17 protein-coding genes are annotated in these 19,149 nt (G+C 52.6%); 6 read left to right on the top strand and 11 right to left on the bottom strand.

Annotated elements, in window-relative coordinates:
* Nucleotides 1-6 precede the first annotated feature (6 nt).
* Nucleotides 7-1,704: a ShlB/FhaC/HecB family hemolysin secretion/activation protein gene (locus DG177_RS00605; RefSeq protein ID WP_108809716.1), complete on the top strand. Its 1,698-nt coding sequence runs from the start codon at nucleotides 7-9 to the stop codon at nucleotides 1,702-1,704.
* A 148-nt stretch (nucleotides 1,705-1,852) separates the two neighbouring features.
* Here DG177_RS00605 and DG177_RS00600 read toward each other — a convergent pair whose 3' ends face one another.
* From DG177_RS00600 to aspS, 5 genes are all read right to left on the bottom strand, one after another.
* A complete protein-coding gene (locus DG177_RS00600) occupies nucleotides 1,853-2,401 on the bottom strand; it encodes a PEPxxWA-CTERM sorting domain-containing protein (RefSeq protein ID WP_337658356.1) in 549 nt (182 codons plus the stop codon).
* A 205-nt stretch (nucleotides 2,402-2,606) separates the two neighbouring features.
* Nucleotides 2,607-3,395, bottom strand: coding sequence for a polyphosphate kinase (locus DG177_RS00595; protein ID WP_108809714.1), 789 nt, complete (start codon nucleotides 3,393-3,395; stop codon nucleotides 2,607-2,609).
* Nucleotides 3,396-3,488: 93 nt separating this feature from the next.
* On the bottom strand, nucleotides 3,489-4,466 hold the full coding sequence (locus DG177_RS00590) for a hypothetical protein (protein ID WP_108809713.1): 978 nt from the start codon (nucleotides 4,464-4,466) through the stop codon (nucleotides 3,489-3,491).
* A gap of 90 nt (nucleotides 4,467-4,556) precedes the next feature.
* Nucleotides 4,557-5,447 carry an alpha/beta fold hydrolase gene (locus tag DG177_RS00585; RefSeq protein WP_108809712.1) on the bottom strand — a complete coding sequence of 297 codons (891 nt, stop codon included), beginning with the start codon at nucleotides 5,445-5,447 and terminating at the stop codon, nucleotides 4,557-4,559.
* Nucleotides 5,444-7,228, bottom strand: coding sequence for an aspartate--tRNA ligase (gene aspS / locus DG177_RS00580; RefSeq protein WP_108809711.1), 1,785 nt, complete (start codon nucleotides 7,226-7,228; stop codon nucleotides 5,444-5,446). Before aspS ends, DG177_RS00585 begins: the two co-directional genes overlap by 4 nt.
* 198 nt (nucleotides 7,229-7,426) lie before the next feature.
* Here aspS and rnd point away from each other — a divergent pair, with 198 nt between their 5' ends.
* Complete coding sequence (rnd, locus tag DG177_RS00575; RefSeq protein ID WP_108809710.1) at nucleotides 7,427-8,617, top strand: ribonuclease D; 1,191 nt, start codon at nucleotides 7,427-7,429, stop codon at nucleotides 8,615-8,617.
* Entirely contained in the window at nucleotides 8,614-8,922 is a 309-nt protein-coding gene (locus tag DG177_RS00570; RefSeq protein WP_108809709.1) for an I78 family peptidase inhibitor, read from the top strand. The genes rnd and DG177_RS00570 overlap by 4 nt, the downstream gene beginning before the upstream one ends.
* Before the next feature lie 7 nt (nucleotides 8,923-8,929).
* Here the strand turns inward: DG177_RS00570 and DG177_RS00565 are convergent, their stop codons facing one another.
* Genes DG177_RS00565 through DG177_RS00550 form a run of 4 tightly spaced genes read right to left on the bottom strand, consistent with a single transcriptional unit; the run spans nucleotide 8,930 to nucleotide 14,596 of the window.
* Nucleotides 8,930-10,435, bottom strand: coding sequence for a Ppx/GppA phosphatase family protein (locus DG177_RS00565; RefSeq protein WP_108809708.1), 1,506 nt, complete (start codon nucleotides 10,433-10,435; stop codon nucleotides 8,930-8,932).
* A gap of 13 nt (nucleotides 10,436-10,448) precedes the next feature.
* Nucleotides 10,449-12,635 carry an RNA degradosome polyphosphate kinase gene (locus DG177_RS00560; RefSeq protein ID WP_108809707.1) on the bottom strand — a complete coding sequence of 729 codons (2,187 nt, stop codon included), beginning with the start codon at nucleotides 12,633-12,635 and terminating at the stop codon, nucleotides 10,449-10,451.
* Nucleotides 12,636-13,262 (bottom strand): DnaA ATPase domain-containing protein, encoded by a 627-nt coding sequence (locus DG177_RS00555; protein ID WP_108809706.1) that lies wholly within the window; start codon nucleotides 13,260-13,262, stop codon nucleotides 12,636-12,638.
* Entirely contained in the window at nucleotides 13,259-14,596 is a 1,338-nt protein-coding gene (locus DG177_RS00550; RefSeq protein WP_108809705.1) for a hypothetical protein, read from the bottom strand. Before DG177_RS00550 ends, DG177_RS00555 begins: the two co-directional genes overlap by 4 nt.
* 62 nt (nucleotides 14,597-14,658) lie before the next feature.
* Between DG177_RS00550 and purM the strand changes: the two genes are divergently transcribed.
* On the top strand, nucleotides 14,659-15,777 hold the full coding sequence (purM, locus tag DG177_RS00545) for a phosphoribosylformylglycinamidine cyclo-ligase (protein ID WP_108809704.1): 1,119 nt from the start codon (nucleotides 14,659-14,661) through the stop codon (nucleotides 15,775-15,777).
* 6 nt (nucleotides 15,778-15,783) lie between these two features.
* Nucleotides 15,784-16,749, top strand: a complete 966-nt coding sequence (purN, locus tag DG177_RS00540; RefSeq protein WP_108809703.1) for a phosphoribosylglycinamide formyltransferase — start codon at nucleotides 15,784-15,786, stop codon at nucleotides 16,747-16,749.
* A gap of 167 nt (nucleotides 16,750-16,916) precedes the next feature.
* Here purN and DG177_RS00535 read toward each other — a convergent pair whose 3' ends face one another.
* Complete coding sequence (locus tag DG177_RS00535) at nucleotides 16,917-17,501, bottom strand: LuxR C-terminal-related transcriptional regulator (protein ID WP_108812692.1); 585 nt, start codon at nucleotides 17,499-17,501, stop codon at nucleotides 16,917-16,919.
* Nucleotides 17,502-17,788: 287 nt separating this feature from the next.
* Complete coding sequence (locus tag DG177_RS00530) at nucleotides 17,789-18,562, bottom strand: glucose 1-dehydrogenase (RefSeq protein WP_108809702.1); 774 nt, start codon at nucleotides 18,560-18,562, stop codon at nucleotides 17,789-17,791.
* Between the two features lie 84 nt (nucleotides 18,563-18,646).
* Between DG177_RS00530 and DG177_RS00525 the strand changes: the two genes are divergently transcribed.
* A complete protein-coding gene (locus tag DG177_RS00525) occupies nucleotides 18,647-19,144 on the top strand; it encodes a nuclear transport factor 2 family protein (RefSeq protein ID WP_337658345.1) in 498 nt (165 codons plus the stop codon).
* Nucleotides 19,145-19,149 lie beyond the last annotated feature (5 nt).

Genomic DNA, 19,149 nt, shown 5'->3' with positions numbered 1-19,149 from the left:
ATCACTGTGTTGCGTATCCTATCCATCTCCAGCCTGTTGGCATTTTCAGTTCCTGCACTGGCACAGCCAGTTGCAATGGCACAGGACAGCCAGATTGCTGCATTGGACGCTGGCGTGTGGACGGCGGGATTCCCGGAGCCCGATATTTCGACGCGATCCTCGACTCGCCCGGAAGAACAATCCGCAAAACCTCTGGATTTGGCCATTGCAGAAACCCAGATTCCTGATTCAGCGCCGCTGATCGAAGAAGCGCCAACCAATTTCCGGATCGGTGCCATCGGCGTTGTCGGGGCAGATGCGCTGGACGTAGAGGTCTTCTCGCCAGTGGTTGAGACCTTTATCGGTCAGGAAGCAACCGAAGAGGAGCTCGCCTCGCTGACCCAGCAAATTGCTGATATTGCTAGGGAAGAAGGCTATATATTCGCATCGGCCTTTATTCCGGAACAATCTGTGCAAATGGGTGTGTTAGAAATCAAGCTGATTGAAGGCATGGTTGATGCGGTGCGGATCATTGGCTCAGACAATCAACATCTGCTAAAACTATTATCCTCTCTGGAGGGCAAGGTTGCCCATCGGCCCGAGATTGAACGTCGCTTGCTGCTTGCTGGCGATATTCCCGACATCCGCGTGCGATCGACCAAGTTTCTTCAGGAAGATGGCCGAAATATCCTGCAAGTCACGGTTCGTGAACGCGGCAACCGTGCGCGCATACAGGCTGACAATTACGGGAGCGAGAGCTTTGGGCCGATAAGGGCGCGCCTTTCCGCCGATTTGAAGGCAGTGATCAATGATGCCGATGCCCTCGGTGTTGCCATAAGAACCAATCCGATTGATCCCGAGGAGATACTCTCGGTCAGCGGCTATTATGAAAGTGCGATCGGCACTGATGGGTTAAAAGCCGGCATTGCTGGCTCAGTAGGAGATACGGCGCCGGGCGGCAACGCGGGCGGCTCCGATATTTCGGGGGAAAGCCGATATCTTGCGCTATATGCCAGTTATCCTCTGGTTCGGGCGACGTCCGGCAGCCTGTGGATCGAGACCGAGGCCGCCTATTTGTCGATCAATCGCGACGATATGAATGCGCTGATCCGAGAAGATACAGAAGTCACCGTTTCACTAGGCCTCAGAGGGGAATTCCCGTTTGCCGGCGGCAGGGTGCGTGCCGGTGCCGCCATCGTACAGGGTTTCGATATTTTCGGTGCGACCCGTTTGGGTAGTCCGTTGGCCTCTCGGCGTGATGGTGATGGCGTGTTTACAAAGGGCGAATATTGGGCCGATTTTAGAACCGGATTAACCAAAGACCTTAGTATCTATCTCGCCGCCCGGGGGCAAATTGCCAACCGCCCTCTACTTGCTGCACAAGAACTCAGCATTGGCGGAGCGTATCGCGTACGCGGCTATGACTTCAGCGAATTGTCCGGTGACGAAGGCTTTTATGGCCTGGCCGAGCTGCGATATACTATAAAATCGCGACCATCTTGGCTCAAAAGACTGCAAATATACGGATTTGCCGACATGGGCTATGTCAGCGATATCGCCAGTGATAGCGGTGAAGGTACGTTGATCTCTGCAGGTCCAGGTGTTCGCGGACGGGTTGGACCACTTGATTTTGAGCTGGAAACTGCACTCCCGATCAATCGCGATCGCGACAATAGCAACGACAAGTCTCCCCACCTAAATGTTCGGGTGGGCATGGATTTTTGATCGCCACTTAGGTCGTTCGGAGCCCGATCAGATAGCCGATACTTGCTCGATGGCTGCCAGATCCTAAAATTCAGACATGAGTGATAATCACAAAGCCCCGCCAGATTGCTTTGACAGGGCTTTGAAAATATTCATCCTGATCGGTTAGCTAAGCGTAACTGACTTTTACTTTAGCCTTGCGCTGACGCCGCCGATTTGACCTTAGGGCGCCACCAATGGCACCAAAACCCAGGATCATGAAGGCCCACGTGGCTGGCTCTGGCACAGGCGCTGTCGATGAAAGCTCGGCAAAGCCTCCGAGACCGCCAAAGCCAAAGGGAGAGTCGGTGACAATACCTGTCACGGTGTAAGACCCGGCTCCCAAGAGATAGGAAGCCCGTGTGTAGAAGCCGCCCGCAAATGCTATATCGGGGTCAGCTGTTGTCGGGCCACCCAGCACCGGCGCTGACGTCAGTGGCTGTACGACACCATTGATCGTAAATTGGAAAACATCTCCGATGCCATCAACATCCGTGACATTGAAATAACCTGGCCCTGTCAGAACAAAATCGAAATCCGGTGTGATCGCGCTGCCGGTATCGCCGAAGTTGAAATTGGTCCAACCTGCATCAAGCACCAAAGTCGCGGCTTGCGCAGAGCCTGCCGAGAATGCGGCGATAGCAGCTGCTGTAGCCAAAATTGTCTTCTTAAATTTCACGCTGTAGCCCTCTAGATTTATCAGAGCACTTCCAAATAGCGAAAACCTATTTGACTATGCACCAATGAATTTTGCGAACCCTAACAAATTGTTAACATGTCACAGCATCACGACCAAACGGTTTCTCTCCAAAAGGCAAATAAATGTACCGATTTGGGACACATTTGGCTTATGTTTTTCCGCTCAGAACGGAAATCAGCTCTATTTACTCCGGCTTATAGCCAAAGGCTTCTTCTGCCATTTTGACGAGCTCGGGGTCCGCTTCGGGCAATTCATCCGGCAGCGCGGCTTCCAATACTTCTGCAACATGAGTCATTGCAGCAATTCGCGCGGATTTCTTGTCGTTGCCGTCAATGACCTTCCACGGCGCCCAGCGCGTGTCGGTCTGTTTGAACATGTCCTCTATGGCATCGATATAATCCGCTCGTTTGGAACGGTTGCGAAAGTCTTCCGCGGTAATTTTCCAGCGTTTATACGGGATATTCAAGCGCCGAGCGAAACGCTTATCCTGCTTGTCCTGTGTCACGTGGAAGAAAATCTTGATTAGGTTAATCCCGCTATCAATCCGCTGCGCTTCAAATTCGTTGATCTCATCATAAGCGCGCTTCCATTCGGTTTTGCTACAAAAGCCTTCAACACGTTCGACCAGAACGCGGCCGTACCAGCTGCGATCGAATATCGTAATATTGCGCTTTGCCGGCAGTTTCAGCCAAAACCGCCAAAGAAAATGATGATCCTTTTCTACCTGCGTGGGTGCGCTGATCGGACAGACTTCAAAATAGCGTGGATCCCATTCAGTCGTCATGCGGCGAATGGAACCGCCCTTACCCGCTGCATCCCAGCCTTCAAACACAATCATCGAGCGGCTGCCGTGAATGATATGTTTGAAATGGACCTGCGCCAGCCGCTCCTGCAACTGCTTCAGTTTCTTGTCATAGTCGCCGTCAAAGCCCGTGTCAGATTCATAATCCGATAATTTGATCTTCTTGCTCATGCTTTGTCCCGAAATCTCAACCAGCCCGCACTAACGGGCATGCTGGCTTACTATAGGATGAAAAAAAGACCGAATCGATTAACCCTGTTTCGGTCAATTTGCTTCGGCGATGGCTGGCGCTTCAGCAGGCTCCGATCCGGCATAGCGAACATCCATATCATCCAGCGCCTGTTGACGATCTTCAACCCGCCGGACCGCCTGGCGGATTTCACCCTTCTTGCCAGACAATTGTCCGGCCTCGGCATAAAAAGTCAGTGCCATTTCCAGCGCGCCGGCTTGCTCTGCGCAAAGGCCGCGATTGAATGCTATCGAGACATGCGCAGCACCATTGGCAGCAACTTCATCCCACATCCGACAAGCTTCCGGCTCGTCAGTCTTGGTCATCTTCACCGCCGCCTTGAAAAACTTGGCGGTCGCCTTGTCCATGCCTTTGCGGCCTTCCAGCACCCGTATATTCTGTCGTCTTTCAATCGGCGCGAGGTCACGACGCACGGCATGGGCAGCGCTTTTGATCATCCCGCGAATGACGTCTTCACTACTGGAAAAGCTCTCTTTGCGGCCACAGACAGTCTGTTCATTGGCATTGGATTTGCGGTCCGAATAAATAGTCTGACCGTCGCTAAAACGGGAAAGCCGGATCTGGGCCTGAAAATCGATAACCCGTTTTAGGCAAGACACTTCTATGCTTTTCCGCTTCTCGCACTTGCCCTTTTCGTCCCGTTCGACGCAGCGATCACGATAGGCCGTGGTTGGAAATTCTTCTATTCCAGCCGTCGCGGTTCCCGACAATGTTCCCTCTGGTTCCATTGCAGAACGCCCTGCAATCACTTTGAAATAGGGCGCTCCGTCAATCTCGATATCGCTGAGCTTGTCTTCAATTTCAAAAGCCAATGCTGTTCCATCACTGCCACCAAATCGGTCTATGGCAATAGATTTGATCGGTGCGATATTAGGCGCGCGGGCCGGATAAAGCCCCTCGATCCGCAATGTTTCCGCTTGCGCCGTGGAGGTCAGACATAAGGCGGCCAGTCCCACTGAAGCCGCTTTGCCGATAGATAGAATTTGCTTCATAATACCCCTCTAACTCTTTCACTTGAAGGGGATATCCCAGTTTAGCTGAACTCGCAATTACAGGGTCGTTCATTTTACCACTTAGTTTTATTAACGAACAAGTCCCGCGACAATATGGCGGGCAATCTGGTTGGGATCTTGCATCGGCATGAAGTGCGAAAGTTCCGGGATATGGAGCTCCCTGGCGTTGGAGAATATGTCCGCTAGTCCAGGCCAGGTTGGACTATTGGCAAAGTCACGCACAGCGGTAACGTCATCACCCGCCATTTGGGCACGGAGAATGGCGACAGGCAATGCGATGCGTTTGACCAGCGGATAGGGATCCACCGACCGGAAGCCTTCATAAACCGATGCTTCAAGATAGGGCGGACAGGCCAGCATGAAGCCATCGCCTTCATCGGCGGGCAGCAAACCATATTGACAATAATCCATCAACACATCGGTCTGCCACAGACTGAACGGGTGGCGATCCTTGAACGCCGTGAACATCGCTTCCGGCGAATCCCAGCTATTGCGCCGCCGTGACACCGGATTCTGGTTAGGGTCAATATCCTTGAGATCAGGCGGGTTTCTGTAAATTTCCGGCTCTGTTATAGTGGGATCAACGAGCACGAGCCGCTCAAATCGTTCTGGCATCACATCAGCAGCCTGAACCAGTGCATGCGCGCCCATGCTGTGACCAACACCGATCAGGTTTTTGCAATCCAGTCCCGCAACGAGAGCGCCGACCGATTTTCCCATCAATCTCCAGTCACTCAGGCTATCGGGTTTGCCACTCCGACCGTGGCCAAGCTGGTCCACCGCGATGATATGGTAGCCAGATGGCAGAGCCGCGATCGTCTTGTCCCAACAACGCGCATGAAAGCCAGTCGCATGAACCATCAATATGGTCTGGTCGTGCGGATTACCCCACTCAAAATAGCAGAGGTTGGTTTCGTCCCATTGAAACCGCTTTTCTGTTGGCTCCCCCGCTTCGCTCATCCCTCTTTCGGCGGCTCCACGACACGGATATGGAGTTCACGCAATTGCTTGGGCGAAACGCCGCTAGGTGCGCTCATCATCAAATCTTCCGCTTTCTGGTTCATCGGGAAGAGTACGACTTCACGGATATTGGGCTCATCAGCCAGCAACATAACGATCCTGTCAACACCGGGAGCAGACCCGCCATGCGGCGGAGCGCCGTATTTCAGCGCGTTGATCATGCCGGAAAATTCGCTGTCCACCGCCGCTTTGTCATAGCCGGCAATTTCAAACGCCTTGTACATGATATCCGGGCGGTGGTTCCGGATCGCGCCGGAGGACAGTTCGATACCGTTACAGACAATATCATATTGCCATGCAAGGATATCCAAGGGATCCTTGTTCTCGAGTGCTTCCATCTCACCCTGCGGCATCGAGAAGGGGTTGTGCGAGAAGTCGAGCTTCTTCAGTTCCTCGTCATATTCATACATGGGATAGTCAACCACCCAGCAGAATTTGAACTCATTTTCGTTTATCAGTCCAAGCTGTTCGGCAGCGCGCGTTCGTGCGACGCCAGCCAATTTGGCGGCTTCGGCTTCCTTGCCAGCGGCAAAGAAAACACCGTCATCAGGACCACAACCGAGGTCGGCTAGCAATTTCGCCGTGCCTTCTTCGCCATGGTTCTTGGCAATTGGTCCGCCAGCAGCACCCTCTTTCATATTGATGTAGCCGAGGCCCGCAAAGCCTTCGCCGCGTGCCCAATTGTTCATGTCATCAAAAAACTTACGGCTATTCTTGCCTGCTTCCGGTGCAACAAAGGCGCGCACGATGCCACCCGATGATGTAATCTTGTCAAACAATCCAAAGCCGGAGCCTTTAAAATGTTCCGATACGTCCTGAATGATAATCGGATTGCGAAGATCGGGCTTGTCCGACCCATATTTCAGCATTGATTCCTTGTAAGGAATGCGCGGAAACTCACCGGCTGGCGTAACGCTCTTGCCATTGGCAAATTCTTCGAACACACCGGCAAGAACAGGCTCAAGCGCTTGAAACACATCTTCCTGCGTTACAAAGCTCATTTCCAGATCGAGCTGATAAAATTCTCCTGGAGAACGATCCGCCCGCGCGTCTTCATCACGGAAACAAGGTGCAATCTGGAAATAGCGGTCAAAGCCTGCAACCATCAGCATCTGTTTGAACATCTGCGGTGCTTGCGGCAGCGCGTAGAATTTCCCAGGATGTACGCGGCTCGGTACAAGATAGTCACGCGCGCCTTCTGGTGACGATGCGGTCAATATCGGGGTCTGGAATTCGGTAAAGCCTTGCTCGACCATACGGTTGCGCAAAGAAGCAATGACTTTCGAACGCAGCATCATATTTGCGTGTACTTTCTCACGCCGCAAATCCAGGAAACGATAACGCAGGCGGATATCTTCAGGATATTCCTGCTCACCAAAAACCGGCATGGGCAGTTCTTCGGCCGGCCCCTGCATCTCAACCGTCTCGGCAACAAGCTCTACTTCGCCGGTGGGCAGGTTCGCGTTGACCGTCTCCGACGAGCGTGCAGCGACCTTACCGGTGACCGTGATGACCGATTCCTTGCGTGCCGCATCGAGTAGCTTGAAAGCTTCGCTGCCTTCTTCGCTGACAATCTGAGTCAAACCGAAATGGTCGCGCAAATCTACAAACATCAAGTTGCCATGGTCACGTATATTGTGGATCCAACCCGACAGACGGACGTCTTCGCCAACATTGGCGGTGCGAAGCTGTGAACAGTTATGGGAGCGATATGCGTGCATGATGAACCTTTGATATTGGAATGTTTCTGATCGCGAAACTTATGAGGGCGTAACACAGCCCGAAAGAACATTTGTCAAGGATGAAGGTTTTATTCCGTCATTCTTATTGCCGCCCCAAGACGGGACAAATGCGCAAGACTATAGAAATTGTCTATGAGAAATGTTTGCGAGCCTTGGAACAGCTTGTATAGAACCTCTATGAAAATTCTTCCATTGCTGACCGACAATCAGGATATTGCCGACATTTGTGAACGCTTTTCGACCGCCGACTTTGTCGCGGTGGATACCGAGTTCATGCGCGAAAACACCTATTGGCCGATCCTTTGCCTGATCCAGATTTCCGATGGCAAAGAGGTCGCCGCCATTGATCCGCTTGCCAAGGACGTCGATCTGAAACCGTTGATGGATCTGTTGGTCAACAATGAAGAGGTTTTGAAGATTTTTCATGCCGGCGGTCAGGATGTCGAAATCATCCACAATATGACCGGAAAAACGCCACATCCGATTTTCGACACTCAAGTCGCCGCTATGGCCTTGGGGCCCAGCGAGCAAATCGGCTATGCCAATCTCGTAGATAGCTGGCTCGGCATCACACTCGACAAGGGTGCGCGCTTCACGGACTGGTCGCGGCGTCCGCTGAACGATCGGCAAATTGCATATGCCATAGGTGATGTGACCCATTTGTCGGAAATTTTTCCGATGATGCTGGAAAAGCTGATCGAATCCGGACGCGGGATGTGGATCAATGCAGAGATGGAAAAACTCGCCGACCCGGCAAATTATGTCAACGATCCGGCAAATTCCTGGCGCCGCGTCAAGTTTCAGGGCCGCAATCTGGAAGCGCTTGGCCGTCTGAAAGCGCTCGCAGCCTGGCGGGAAAAAGAAGCGCAGTCGAAAGACATGCCGCGCGGACGGATTATGCGTGACGAGACGCTGGCCGATATTGCCGCCCATCCCCCGAAAGATCAGCACAAACTATCGCAGGTTCGCGGCCTCTCATCAGGCTGGAAAAATAATGATATCGGTGAACGGCTGATGGACGCTCTTGCGACAGCTGAACCACTTGCCAAAGGAGAATTGCCTGAACGGAGCGGCCGTCGCCCCAAATTCAGCAAGGAAAATGCGCTGGTTGCAGATCTCTTGAAGTTGCTGCTCAAGATTCGTTCTGCGGAAATGAACGTGGCGTCCAAGTTACTTGCCCGCGCCGATGATCTGGAACGCATTGTTGGCGGCGAACGGGATGGGGTCGCTTTGCTGCAAGGCTGGCGGTACGAAGAATTTGGCCGCGATGCCATCGACTTGATCGAAGGCCGCATGAGCTTTACGGTCAAGGACGGCAAGCTCCAGATGACTCACCAACCTGAAACGGAGGATGAAGCGGCAGAATGAGAACACGAGTGTCTTTCGCGCTGTTAAGCTGCTCTGCCCTACTCGCCTGTTCGACAACTGGCCAAGAACCCGAGATTCCAGAGCGAGGTGTAACGCCAGGCTTTGTGTGCAACAGTGATGGTCTGAGCAAATTTGTCGGACAAAAGGCTGATAGTACCACAGGCGCTAGCGCGCTCGATCAGTCCGGAGCGAAAAGCCTGCGTTGGATTCCACCCAATAGCGCCGTCACGATGGATTTTCGTCAGGATCGGTTGAACATCGAATATGATGATAAAATGGTGATATCCCGCATCAATTGCGGTTAGTCCGCGTCTATTCAGTCACCAATACCGGTTCCAGTTCCAGCAAATTGGCCAGTTGTACGTGTCGTTTGGCGACGGCATCGCCGTAGAGCGGTTTCAAATCAGCCGCCATGATGATTTCCAGACGTCCGTCAATTTTGCGCAATTGTGTCTGTTCCAGCGGATTGCGGGTACCACCGCTCAGGCGCTGACCCAGCCGCATGGCGAGCCCCCAGCAAATAGCCCGTTCTGTCGCCTTAGCGCTTGCAAGCTTGCCGCCGCCCGGGAAGATATTATTGCCCCCGCCAAAACTGGTGAACAGCGCTTGTCCCAGTTGCTCCCGCTCTGCACCGGTAATGCCAATCCAATTTCCATGCAGCCCCATCACCAGGCCGCGCTCGGCTCTGAAGTTTGGATTGGCGCGCCAGGCAACGTCGCCCAGATTGCAGGCCGCTTGCCGGATACGTTGCCACTCTGGCGGGTCCTCCGCAAAAATCGGTGCTATCCATTTGCCGAGCAATTTGCTGTTGGCCGGGAAACGCGCCTGGGCTGCCCCGGATTCTTCAGTCGCCAGCAATAGCGGATCACGCTTGCTTTCCGACTTGCTGACATTCTGGAACAGCAAACCTTCGCGCGCGCCATAAGCAGAGACAATCATCGTACTGCTGCCAAGATAACGCACCACAAAAGACAATAACCATGCGGCATCGTCCAATGTGGGAATTCGGGATGTCGACAGGCCCGGTACCGCTTTCAGCTTCGCCTTGTTCATCCGCGCCAATTGCCTGACGAGACGGCGTGCCCGTTGCGGCTGCATTTCATAATGATGGATGACCGGCAGCGGATAGCCGCTGTCAAACATATCGAGGCGAGCGAGCGAGCGCCATGAACCGCCAACCAGATAGAAGGGCAGATCTTGCGCCTTCTGATCCCAGCCAGTTTTTTTCAGCATCTTGCGCACCTGGCGTTTCAGCTTGTCTTTTCCCTTGGCCCGCAAATCAGCGACCCGCAGCACGCCGAGGGGGAAACTGTACCGCTCAAGCACCTTACCCTTATCGATCATGGCAAGTTCCAGACTGCCTCCGCCAAGATCCCCGACAATGCCGCGCGCATCCGGAATCGCTGAAAGCACGCCTAAACCGGCCAGTTCTGCCTCTTCTTCGCCTTGCAGGACCTGTGTATCAAAGCCAATCCGCGCGGCAACTTTCAGCAATTCCTTACCGTTGCTGGCATCCCGCACCGCAGCCGTTGCGAAGCTCTTGATCGTATCGACTTCCATCTGGTTACAAAGCCGAAAGAAACGCTCCAAAGCCTGCACCGCAAGCGCCATCGCACTCGCTCCAATCGCTCCGGTTGTAGCAAGTTCCTTGCCCAAACCTGCCATCACTTTCTCATTAAACAAGATAGCGGGAACTCGTGCAGGTCCTTGATATACCACCAGACGAATGGAGTTTGATCCAATGTCGACAATCGCTGTCCGTCGGTTAATCCGCGGCGATTTTCGTTTTCTGGTTATTTGCAATCCCCCGACCTGCATCCGATAATCGCGATCAGACTTTTTTCTGACGACGGCGCATCGAGAGACGCGGTACTGCGGTACTTTTGTTCAAGGCCTTGCCGCGACCAGATAAGGATGGATTGGTCATAAAATAGCGATGCAGATTAAACGGTTTGTCCGATGATTTGATCCGCGTATAGCTGCCATCCGGATTCAGTTCCCAACTTTGTTCGTTGTCGATCAAGTTCGCCACCATGACCTGGTCCAAGATCTGATCATGCACTGTCGCGTTTGTAATCGGCATCATATATTCCACCCGCCGATCCAGGTTGCGTGGCATCCAGTCGGCAGAACTGATGTAAAGTGCTGCGGCATCATTGGGTAGGTCGGCACCGTTACCAAAGGCCCATATCCGGCTATGCTCGAGGAAACGGCCAACCACAGATTTTACGCGGATATGATCGGACATGCCAGGCACTCCGGGACGCAAACAACATATCCCGCGGATGACAAGATCCACCTCCACTCCGGCATTGCTTGCGGCATAGAGCTTTTCGATGAGTGCAGGGTCAACCAGAGAATTCATCTTGGCCCAGATCATACCGGGCTTTCCAGCCCGTTCATTCGCGATTTCCCGATCGATCAAATCCATCAAGTCTTGCCGCATATAGCGCGGCGACATGGATATCATTTCCAATTTTTCCGGTTCAACATAACCAGTGATATAATTGAACAGCTGTGCCGCATCCCGCGCGGCCTTGGGATCGGCGGTGAAGAAACTGAGATCTGTGTATATCTTCGCTGTTATCGGATGATAATTGCCAGTTCCGAAGTGGCAATAGGTTCTATAGCCTTCCTGCTCCTTACGGATAACCATCGAAATTTTCGCATGAGTTTTCCATTCGATAAAACCATAGACAACCTGCACCCCTGCCCGCTCAAGCGCACTGGCCCAAAGCAGATTTTGCTCTTCGTCGAAACGCGCCTTCAATTCGACAATGGCCGTGACCGACTTTCCAGCCTCTGCGGCATCGATCAATGCACGGATCACAGCGGATTGTTTTCCGGCGCGATAAAGTGTCTGCTTGATCGCAACAACTTCCGGGTCGGCTGCCGCTTGTCTCAAAAACTCGATAACAACTTCAAAGGATTCATAGGGATGATGAACCAAGATGTCCTTGTCACGGATAGCGGCGAAACAATCCCCGCCATGTTCGCGAATGCGCTCTGGAAACCGCGGACTATAGGGCGTGAACTTCAAGTCTGGCCGATCTTCGCTAACCAGCAAATCAAGATCACCGATTCCAACCAGACCTTCAACCCGGCTTTCGGTCGCTCCTTCCGTCAAAAGATTATCTCGCAGCATTGCAACAACGATATCGGACAAGCCCGGCCCCATTTCCAGCCGGATAACATCACCTCTCCGACGCCGCTTGATGGCACTGCGGAAATAGCGCACCAGATCCTCGGCTTCTTCCTCAACCTCAATATCACTGTCGCGAATGATCCGGAAAAGGCCGCTGCTGGAGACATCATAGCCGGGGAAAAGTTGATCAGAGTAACACTGAATAACCGATTCAACCGAAACATAGGTTGCTGTTTCCCCAGGCACTCTAATGAACCGAGGCAGGCCCGACGGGATCATCACCAGTTCGCGGATACGCTGACTGTCCGATTGCCGGACGAGATCGAATACCAGACTCAACCCCTTGTTCGGAATAAAGGGAAAAGGATGTGCTGGGTCGAGAGCTTGCGGCGTCAACACCGGAAATATCTGATCGAGGAAATGCTGCTTAAGCCAATTGCCCGCTTCCCGATCCAGTTTGTCTGCGGTGAGTACAAAAATATCATCGCCCGCTAGCGCGTCAGTAAGCCCGTTCCAGACCTTCTGCTGATTGCCCATCAGCTTGTCACTATGGGCGGCAATAGCTTGCAACTGCTGTTTCACAGTTAAACCGTCGGCAGAGCGCTCTTCGATATTCTGACGGAATTGACCCACTAGTCCGGCGAAGCGGACCATGAAAAATTCATCCAGATTATTCCCCGAAATCGACAAAAATCGAAGCCGCTCAAGCAATGGGTGTGAGCTATTTTGTGCTTCTTCGATAACGCGATCATTAAAACCAAGCCAGCTCAGCTCGCGGTTAAAATAGCGTTCTGAACCGCCTTCATCAAAATGAGCGAGCTTCTCATTTTCCTCTTCATCGGTATCTGGTGCCTTGGGGATTAGACTGTCCATTCAACCTTCCTCAATTTCCGGTTTTGCAGATTCAGCTTCATGCTGCGCCAGCGCTGCCTTGGCGATGGCCCGTGTGATTGGCTTTTTCCTCTCTATAGCAAGAACATTCATTTTTTGTGCCAAAAGCTGAACATTTTGATAACTGCGTTCCATCCGTTTCCCCAGATATGACAAGGCATCTTCGGATATGGATAACCCGCGCAAAGCAAAGTATTTCTGGAACAAACCAATGATCATCGCTTCATCAGGTGGGCCGATTTCTATCAATATTGAGGCCGCTAAACGGGACTTAAGATCAGGCAACTGAATATCCCAACGCGACACGTCGCGGGATGATATCAATAGCAGCGGCTGCTTGTCCGACTGGGACTGATTCCAAAGATGAAAAAGTTTATCGTCGGCAACACCATGCGCATCTGCGACATATCGACCTCCGCTTTGGCTAACGAATTTCCGAGCCATGGCTTGTTTGCCAGCACCATGTGAACCGATCAATATCGCGGTTCCATTGGGCCAGCGGTCCCATTGCTCCAACTGTCGATGCGTCTGCAAGTTGCAGTCTGTCACCAGATAGCCCGTATCCTCATGAGCGGAACCAATATCTAAAGGAAGGGCGAACTGGCTCACTGATTTTGCTCATCACTCCCGGAATCGGATCCGTCAGCAGGCGGTGGATTTGCTGGGGTACCCCCGCCACGACTGATTCGGAGCGCACCTGCCCCTTGCTGAACCTGCCAGCCTTTCGCACGCAGCGCCGACGCCAGAGTAGTCAGATTGCCTGCATAGGAGACCTGCATGACTGAAACACCCCCAAGAGCCAGACTCGCCGTGGAAGCAGAAGATACGCCAGCCACAGACCGTACTGAAGACTCTCCACGACTAACTGCACTGACATCCGGCGTATCAAATTGCACCGAAACCGTTATCGTCGGCCCAGTAGGGGCGACAGCGGTGCTTGCCTCGCTCACGGCATCCGCTGCACCTGCGTTGGATGATTCGCTGCTTTCCGCGCTGCCTTCAGCGGCCAATTCTGCCTCTATTTCGAGTTCCAGCGCGGCCAAATCAAAATCATCTTCGATCACCAAAGATGTGTCCGTCTTTAAAATACCTCGCGACAATGCACGGGTATATATGGTGTCCAACCGAGCAATCGCCTGATCCATCATCGCGGGGATCGCGTCGGTCGATTTCGTTTTCAGTGAAAAGCTGTCGATAAACTTACTATCTGGACCATAGCGCGCTGAAAAATGTGCTGTCACCGGTCCTCCTGGATATTCTCGCTCCACACGCACAATCGGGATGATGACATCGGCAGCGCTGAATTGATCCAGAATCGTCCGCCACCATCTGCGATCGCGACGCTCTGCCTGCCCTGCGGTCAGCACCAAGGACTCGCTGTCAGTGCCATAAGGACGGACATAATCAATCGCACTGTCACCCGATCTAAAACGCGCCCATGCTTTTTGCCATTCGGTTTTATTTTCAAAGACCTGAGGAGAGCCACCGCTCCACATTATCGGCAAAACGAGCAATGGCGGTGACCGCAAACGTCGTCCGCTTACACCCAGAATCTGACCAGCGCGGGCGCGATCAAACATCACACCAAGCGTTGCGATATACCGTTTGGGTCCTATTTGCTCTTCTTCGACGATGATCGCGGAAACGATATTGTTGAGAGCGCCATCGGATAAGCCCCCTGTCTTGCCGCCCTGGGTCCGCGCATATAACATTTTCCAAGCCTTGCGCTGGGCTTCTTCCCAACCATTTTTCCGCGCCTCAAAAGCATTGCTGCCTTTGGTATCAACCTCAACACCGAAGACCTCAAAATCCCCGGTGCTTGCCAACGGCGCCACACCGCGATCACTGCCTTCCAATTGCGCATAGACAACGCCGGCCAAGGTCAGACCAAGCGCCGTAACAATTGCGATCAAATATGTTTTAAAACTGGTAAAAAATCTCATTTCCGCTCTTTTGACGATTATGACGTGGAAATCCACCCACGACTTGTCTAATCGCCTATTTTATGAATGATAAACAGAATCACGGCCGAAATGAACCGGAATCATACACCTATGCGAAAGCCGGTGTGTCGATTGAGGCAGGAAACGCTCTGGTCAAGGCGATTGCCCCACTTGCAAAAGCAACGGCACGGCCAGGGGCCAATGCTGAGCTCGGTGGGTTTGGTGGTTTTTTTGACCTGAAATCCGCTGGTTACAATGACCCCTTACTGGTTGCGGCCAATGATGGCGTTGGTACCAAACTAAAACTGGCTATCGATCATGACCGCCACGACAATGTCGGCATTGATTTGGTCGCGATGTGTGTGAACGACCTCATTGTTCAGGGCGCCGAACCATTATTTTTCCTCGACTATTTCGCGACCGGAAAACTTGAAAACGGTGTTGCCGAGAGAGTTGTTGCTGGCATTGCAGAAGGCTGCAAAATGGCAGGTTGCGCGTTGATAGGCGGCGAGACCGCCGAGATGCCTGGCATGTATGCCGATGGTGACTATGATTTGGCCGGTTTTTGTGTCGGTGCTGTTGAGCGCGACAAGGCGGTTACCGGGGCGCAGCTTGAAGATGGTGATATCCTTATAGGTCTATCATCATCGGGCATCCATTCGAATGGTTATTCCCTTGTCCGCCGTCTTGCCGAAGATAAAGAATGGAAGCTGGATCGCCCGGCTCTTTTTGATCCTGACATACTGTTGATCGAGGCCTTGATCGCGCCCACACGGATATATGTGAAGTCTTTACTGCCGCTGATGCAATCCGGCAGAATCAAAGCACTGGCGCATATAACGGGTGGTGGCCTGCTGGAAAATGTCCCCCGCGTGCTGCCAGAAGACCTTCATGCTCATGTGGATGCTACAAGCTGGCAGCAGCCACGCCTTATGGCATTCCTTCAGGCACAGGGGAATATTGAGCCCGAAGAAATGGCACGCACATTCAATTGCGGTATCGGAATGATAATAGCCGTGTCTCCGGATGAACTGGTGTCTGTTTCCCGCGACCTCGAGGCAGCCGGAGAAACCGTACATCAGGTGGGCGTGATTAGAACAGGAACCAAAGGCTGTACCGTTTCAGGCAACGCCGGAACATGGTCTGCGCGTAGCGATTGGACCGCCAGTCATGCAGGCTGACACCTGATGAAGGACCGGGTAAAAGTCGCTGTACTGATATCCGGCCGCGGGTCGAATATGGCTGCGCTTGTCTATGCTGCCAAAGCAGATGACTGCCCGTTCGAAGTGGCCCTTGTGGCTTCGAATGTACCCGATGCTCCTGGCCTTCTGCTCGCCAAAGCGGAAGGCATTGATATATTTACACATACGCATCATGGATTGAGCCGCGAAGAGCATGACCAGATCATGCACGATGCCATTGTTGAAGCCGGTGCCGACTATATCGTCTTGGCAGGATATATGCGGATCTTAAGCGATGAATTTGTCGGCAAATGGTGCGACCATATGCTCAACATTCATCCCAGCCTGCTGCCCAAATATAAAGGTTTGAATACGTATCAGCGCGCCTTGGACGCAGGTGACGAGCATGCCGGGTGCAGCGTACATCTCGTCACGCCCACACTGGATGACGGCCCCGTTCTGGCGCAGACAGAAGTTGCGATCTTGCCGGATGATGACGCTGAGGTTTTGGCTGATCGTGTACTGATCGCCGAGCATCAGCTTTATGCTTCTACCCTCGCACAATATATAACGCGGGAGGCCGACCCGGACTGGATATTGAACCAGGTTCGCAAACATGCGCTGGCTTTGGAAGAAACTTACGAGCGGCCGAGTTTCGGCACGCCGGGCTGGCGCGTTGGCAGCGAAAAAACCGGGAAATATTTTGCATATTTCTCGCTGCGTCATTTTGGTGAAAGTGGAACCTCTGTATTTGTTAAAACCAGTGGGTTGGACGAACAAAGCGCGCTTCTAGATGCCGACCCCGATCTCTATTTCGCACCGAAATTTTATGGCAAGTCCGGTTGGATTGCCATTCGACTGGATACCGGTCACACCGATTGGGACCATGTCGCCGACTGGCTCAAGAAAAGCTGGCGCATGGTTGCACCGAAAAAGCTCACCAAAATGATGGATATCGCGGAAGAATTTTAAGGATATTCGCATCGCGGGGCGGAACAACAAATTCGAGCGACAAGGAGGAGGGAGGATTTGTCGACCGTATTTTGAATCTGGGATGACAGTTCCGACCGCGATGCTTACAAACTTATTAGTCCAATTTCACAAGTTTACAGATACGGTATTTGGGCCGTAGTTTACTTTTACATGCCCGCTTCAACGGCAAGCCGCACCATATCGGCCGCACTGGGTGCATCCAATCGCTTCATTAATATTGCCCGATGCATTTTGATGGTGCGTTCACTAAGATTCAACTCGTGCGCAATTTGTTTATTTAACAAACCTTTGGCAATGTATTTTAAGACTTCACGTTGCCTTTTGGACAGATCCTTGACGATCTCCGTTGCACGCATACGCCTAGCTTTCGCGAGACTCGGGCCGTCACTATCAATCTCCACCTGGGATCCCAGAAAATATTCCAGTTCGCCATCGTCATCAAAAAATGGGGCAACCAAAACAGCATTTTGAAATGGCGTACCGTCTTTCTTGTAGTTTAGTATTTCCACTAGTACCGGCTTGCGTTCCCGCACACCGCGGCGGATCTCTTCGGTTAACCAGGGTTCGGTTGCTGGTCCTGCCAAAAACCGGCAGTTTCGCCCCATAATAAAGTCAGGATCATAGCCGGTAAGATCAGAAAAAGCCTGATTGGATGCAACGATGGGGTTATCCGGTAAACGCGGATTGCTGATGACCGACGCAATTGGACTGCTCTCAATGAGCGCTCTCATTGAGCTATTGGGCAAATCGACCCTGGGAACTGCCTGCTGTTCTGCGTTCTTATTCCCGTTGTCTACGTTCATGTGTTAAACTTAGTCTATCCCAACCCGTTATAGCAAGTGGAATGCCTTATCCATTTATAGCATACTTACCCCTGCGAGACCCTGAGCAAGGTTCGACATCACCAAAAGCTTCGCCCCTTTGTTCAGCGGGTAAAGGACCGATTGAGGCCCGACCAGATATTCCATCGAAAATGTCGGCTTAACAATTCCCATCGGACCGGCATCTGATACCGTTTCTATGGAACGACGCCCTCCACTACCGACTTGGCATTATCGACACGAATCGCCGCTCCGTTAATAAATTTCGACTCGTCGGAGGCCAGAAACAACACCGTGTTGGCAATATCGTCCGGTTCACCCAGCGCACTGGCCGCCGGTCCCTCGCTGGCCGGACGCAAATCGGTGCGGTCCATCATCTTGGGTCCAATTTCTTCCACCATGGGCGTCAAAATTCCTGCGGGATGAACACTATTGCAGCGGATATTATACTGGTTGTTGGCGCAATGGACCGCGATGCTGCGCGACAGGCTTTCCACAGCACCCTTTGCGGCTGCATAGGCCGCAACCACGGGCTCCCCCTGAACCGATGCGATTGACGCCATATTGATGATTGAACCGCCGCCGGAGGCTTTCATCGCTGGTACAGCATATTTACATCCAAAAAATGTGCCATCGGCGCTAACCGCCATCACAAACCGCCATTCGTCGGCCGTTTGCGTCTCGATAGTGCCTGGCTCCACGACGCCGGCATTATTGACCAGAATATCAAGCTTTCCATATCGCGACACGACATCGGCGATCAAGTCTTCCCATCCGGCTTCATCACGAACATCCTGCATCTGAAATTCGGCTGCATCACCAATTTCTGCGGCGACTCTGTTGCCATTGTCTTGATCCATATCCGTCAGAATGACCTTCGCACCCTCGCGCGCGAACATGCGGGCATCGGCCTCACCTAATCCCTTTGCTGCCCCAGTGATGATTGCTACTTTGCCGTCCAGCCTGCCCATTTTTATCCCTCTCTTTTTTGCCAACTATCCTTTGATTAGCAGCACATGCTACGCACTGGCCCTAACAATATGAGGGAGAGCAGGATGGACAAGGTCGAAGAGCTGTTGGCGCGAGAGGAAATTCGCGACATTCTGCATCGTTATTGCAAGGGCATCGACCGCCGCGATTGGAAACTGGTTCGATCCTGTTTTGCCGATGACCATATTCACAAGCATGGCGACTATTCGGGGCCGCCCGACGAGTTTATAGGTTTCGCAAGCGAAGTACTGGAAAAAGTGCCTGACACCCACCATTCCATCGCGAATGTGCACTTCACATTTGACGAGAATGGCACAAGTGTGTCGACCGAAGCGAATTTTGTCGCTTATCACTATGTTCAGGAGGGAACCCCTGAATTCGGCCCCGTACCGACAAATGGCAAGGCCACCGACTGGATCGTCGCTGGTCGCTATTGCGACAAATTTGAAAAGCGCAATGGTCAGTGGATTATTGTCCGACGCGAAGCATTCCACGATTGGGAACGCTATGACGAAGCCAATCCCGCACCAGCGGATATGATCGGAAAAGCGACCGACGAGTGAAATCA

The sequence above is a fragment of the Sphingorhabdus sp. Alg231-15 genome (assembly GCF_900149705.1).
GTDB lineage: Bacteria > Pseudomonadota > Alphaproteobacteria > Sphingomonadales > Sphingomonadaceae > Parasphingorhabdus.
This window is presented reverse-complemented; position numbering and strand designations above follow the sequence as displayed.

Coding starts and splice junctions, on each gene's coding strand:
- DG177_RS00530 (WP_108809702.1), bottom strand. CDS start 18,562: ATGGGCAGGCTGGACGGCAAAGTAGCAATCATCACTGGGGCAGCAAAG.
- DG177_RS00590 (WP_108809713.1), bottom strand. CDS start 4,466: ATGAAGCAAATTCTATCTATCGGCAAAGCGGCTTCAGTGGGACTGGCC.
- purN (WP_108809703.1), top strand. CDS start 15,784: ATGAAGGACCGGGTAAAAGTCGCTGTACTGATATCCGGCCGCGGGTCG.
- DG177_RS00550 (WP_108809705.1), bottom strand. CDS start 14,596: ATGAGATTTTTTACCAGTTTTAAAACATATTTGATCGCAATTGTTACG.
- rnd (WP_108809710.1), top strand. CDS start 7,427: ATGAAAATTCTTCCATTGCTGACCGACAATCAGGATATTGCCGACATT.
- DG177_RS00595 (WP_108809714.1), bottom strand. CDS start 3,395: ATGAGCAAGAAGATCAAATTATCGGATTATGAATCTGACACGGGCTTT.
- purM (WP_108809704.1), top strand. CDS start 14,659: ATGAATGATAAACAGAATCACGGCCGAAATGAACCGGAATCATACACC.
- DG177_RS00565 (WP_108809708.1), bottom strand. CDS start 10,435: ATGCAGGTCGGGGGATTGCAAATAACCAGAAAACGAAAATCGCCGCGG.
- DG177_RS00585 (WP_108809712.1), bottom strand. CDS start 5,447: ATGAGCGAAGCGGGGGAGCCAACAGAAAAGCGGTTTCAATGGGACGAA.
- aspS (WP_108809711.1), bottom strand. CDS start 7,228: ATGCACGCATATCGCTCCCATAACTGTTCACAGCTTCGCACCGCCAAT.
- DG177_RS00560 (WP_108809707.1), bottom strand. CDS start 12,635: ATGGACAGTCTAATCCCCAAGGCACCAGATACCGATGAAGAGGAAAAT.
- DG177_RS00570 (WP_108809709.1), top strand. CDS start 8,614: ATGAGAACACGAGTGTCTTTCGCGCTGTTAAGCTGCTCTGCCCTACTC.
- DG177_RS00525 (WP_337658345.1), top strand. CDS start 18,647: ATGGACAAGGTCGAAGAGCTGTTGGCGCGAGAGGAAATTCGCGACATT.
- DG177_RS00535 (WP_108812692.1), bottom strand. CDS start 17,501: ATGAGAGCGCTCATTGAGAGCAGTCCAATTGCGTCGGTCATCAGCAAT.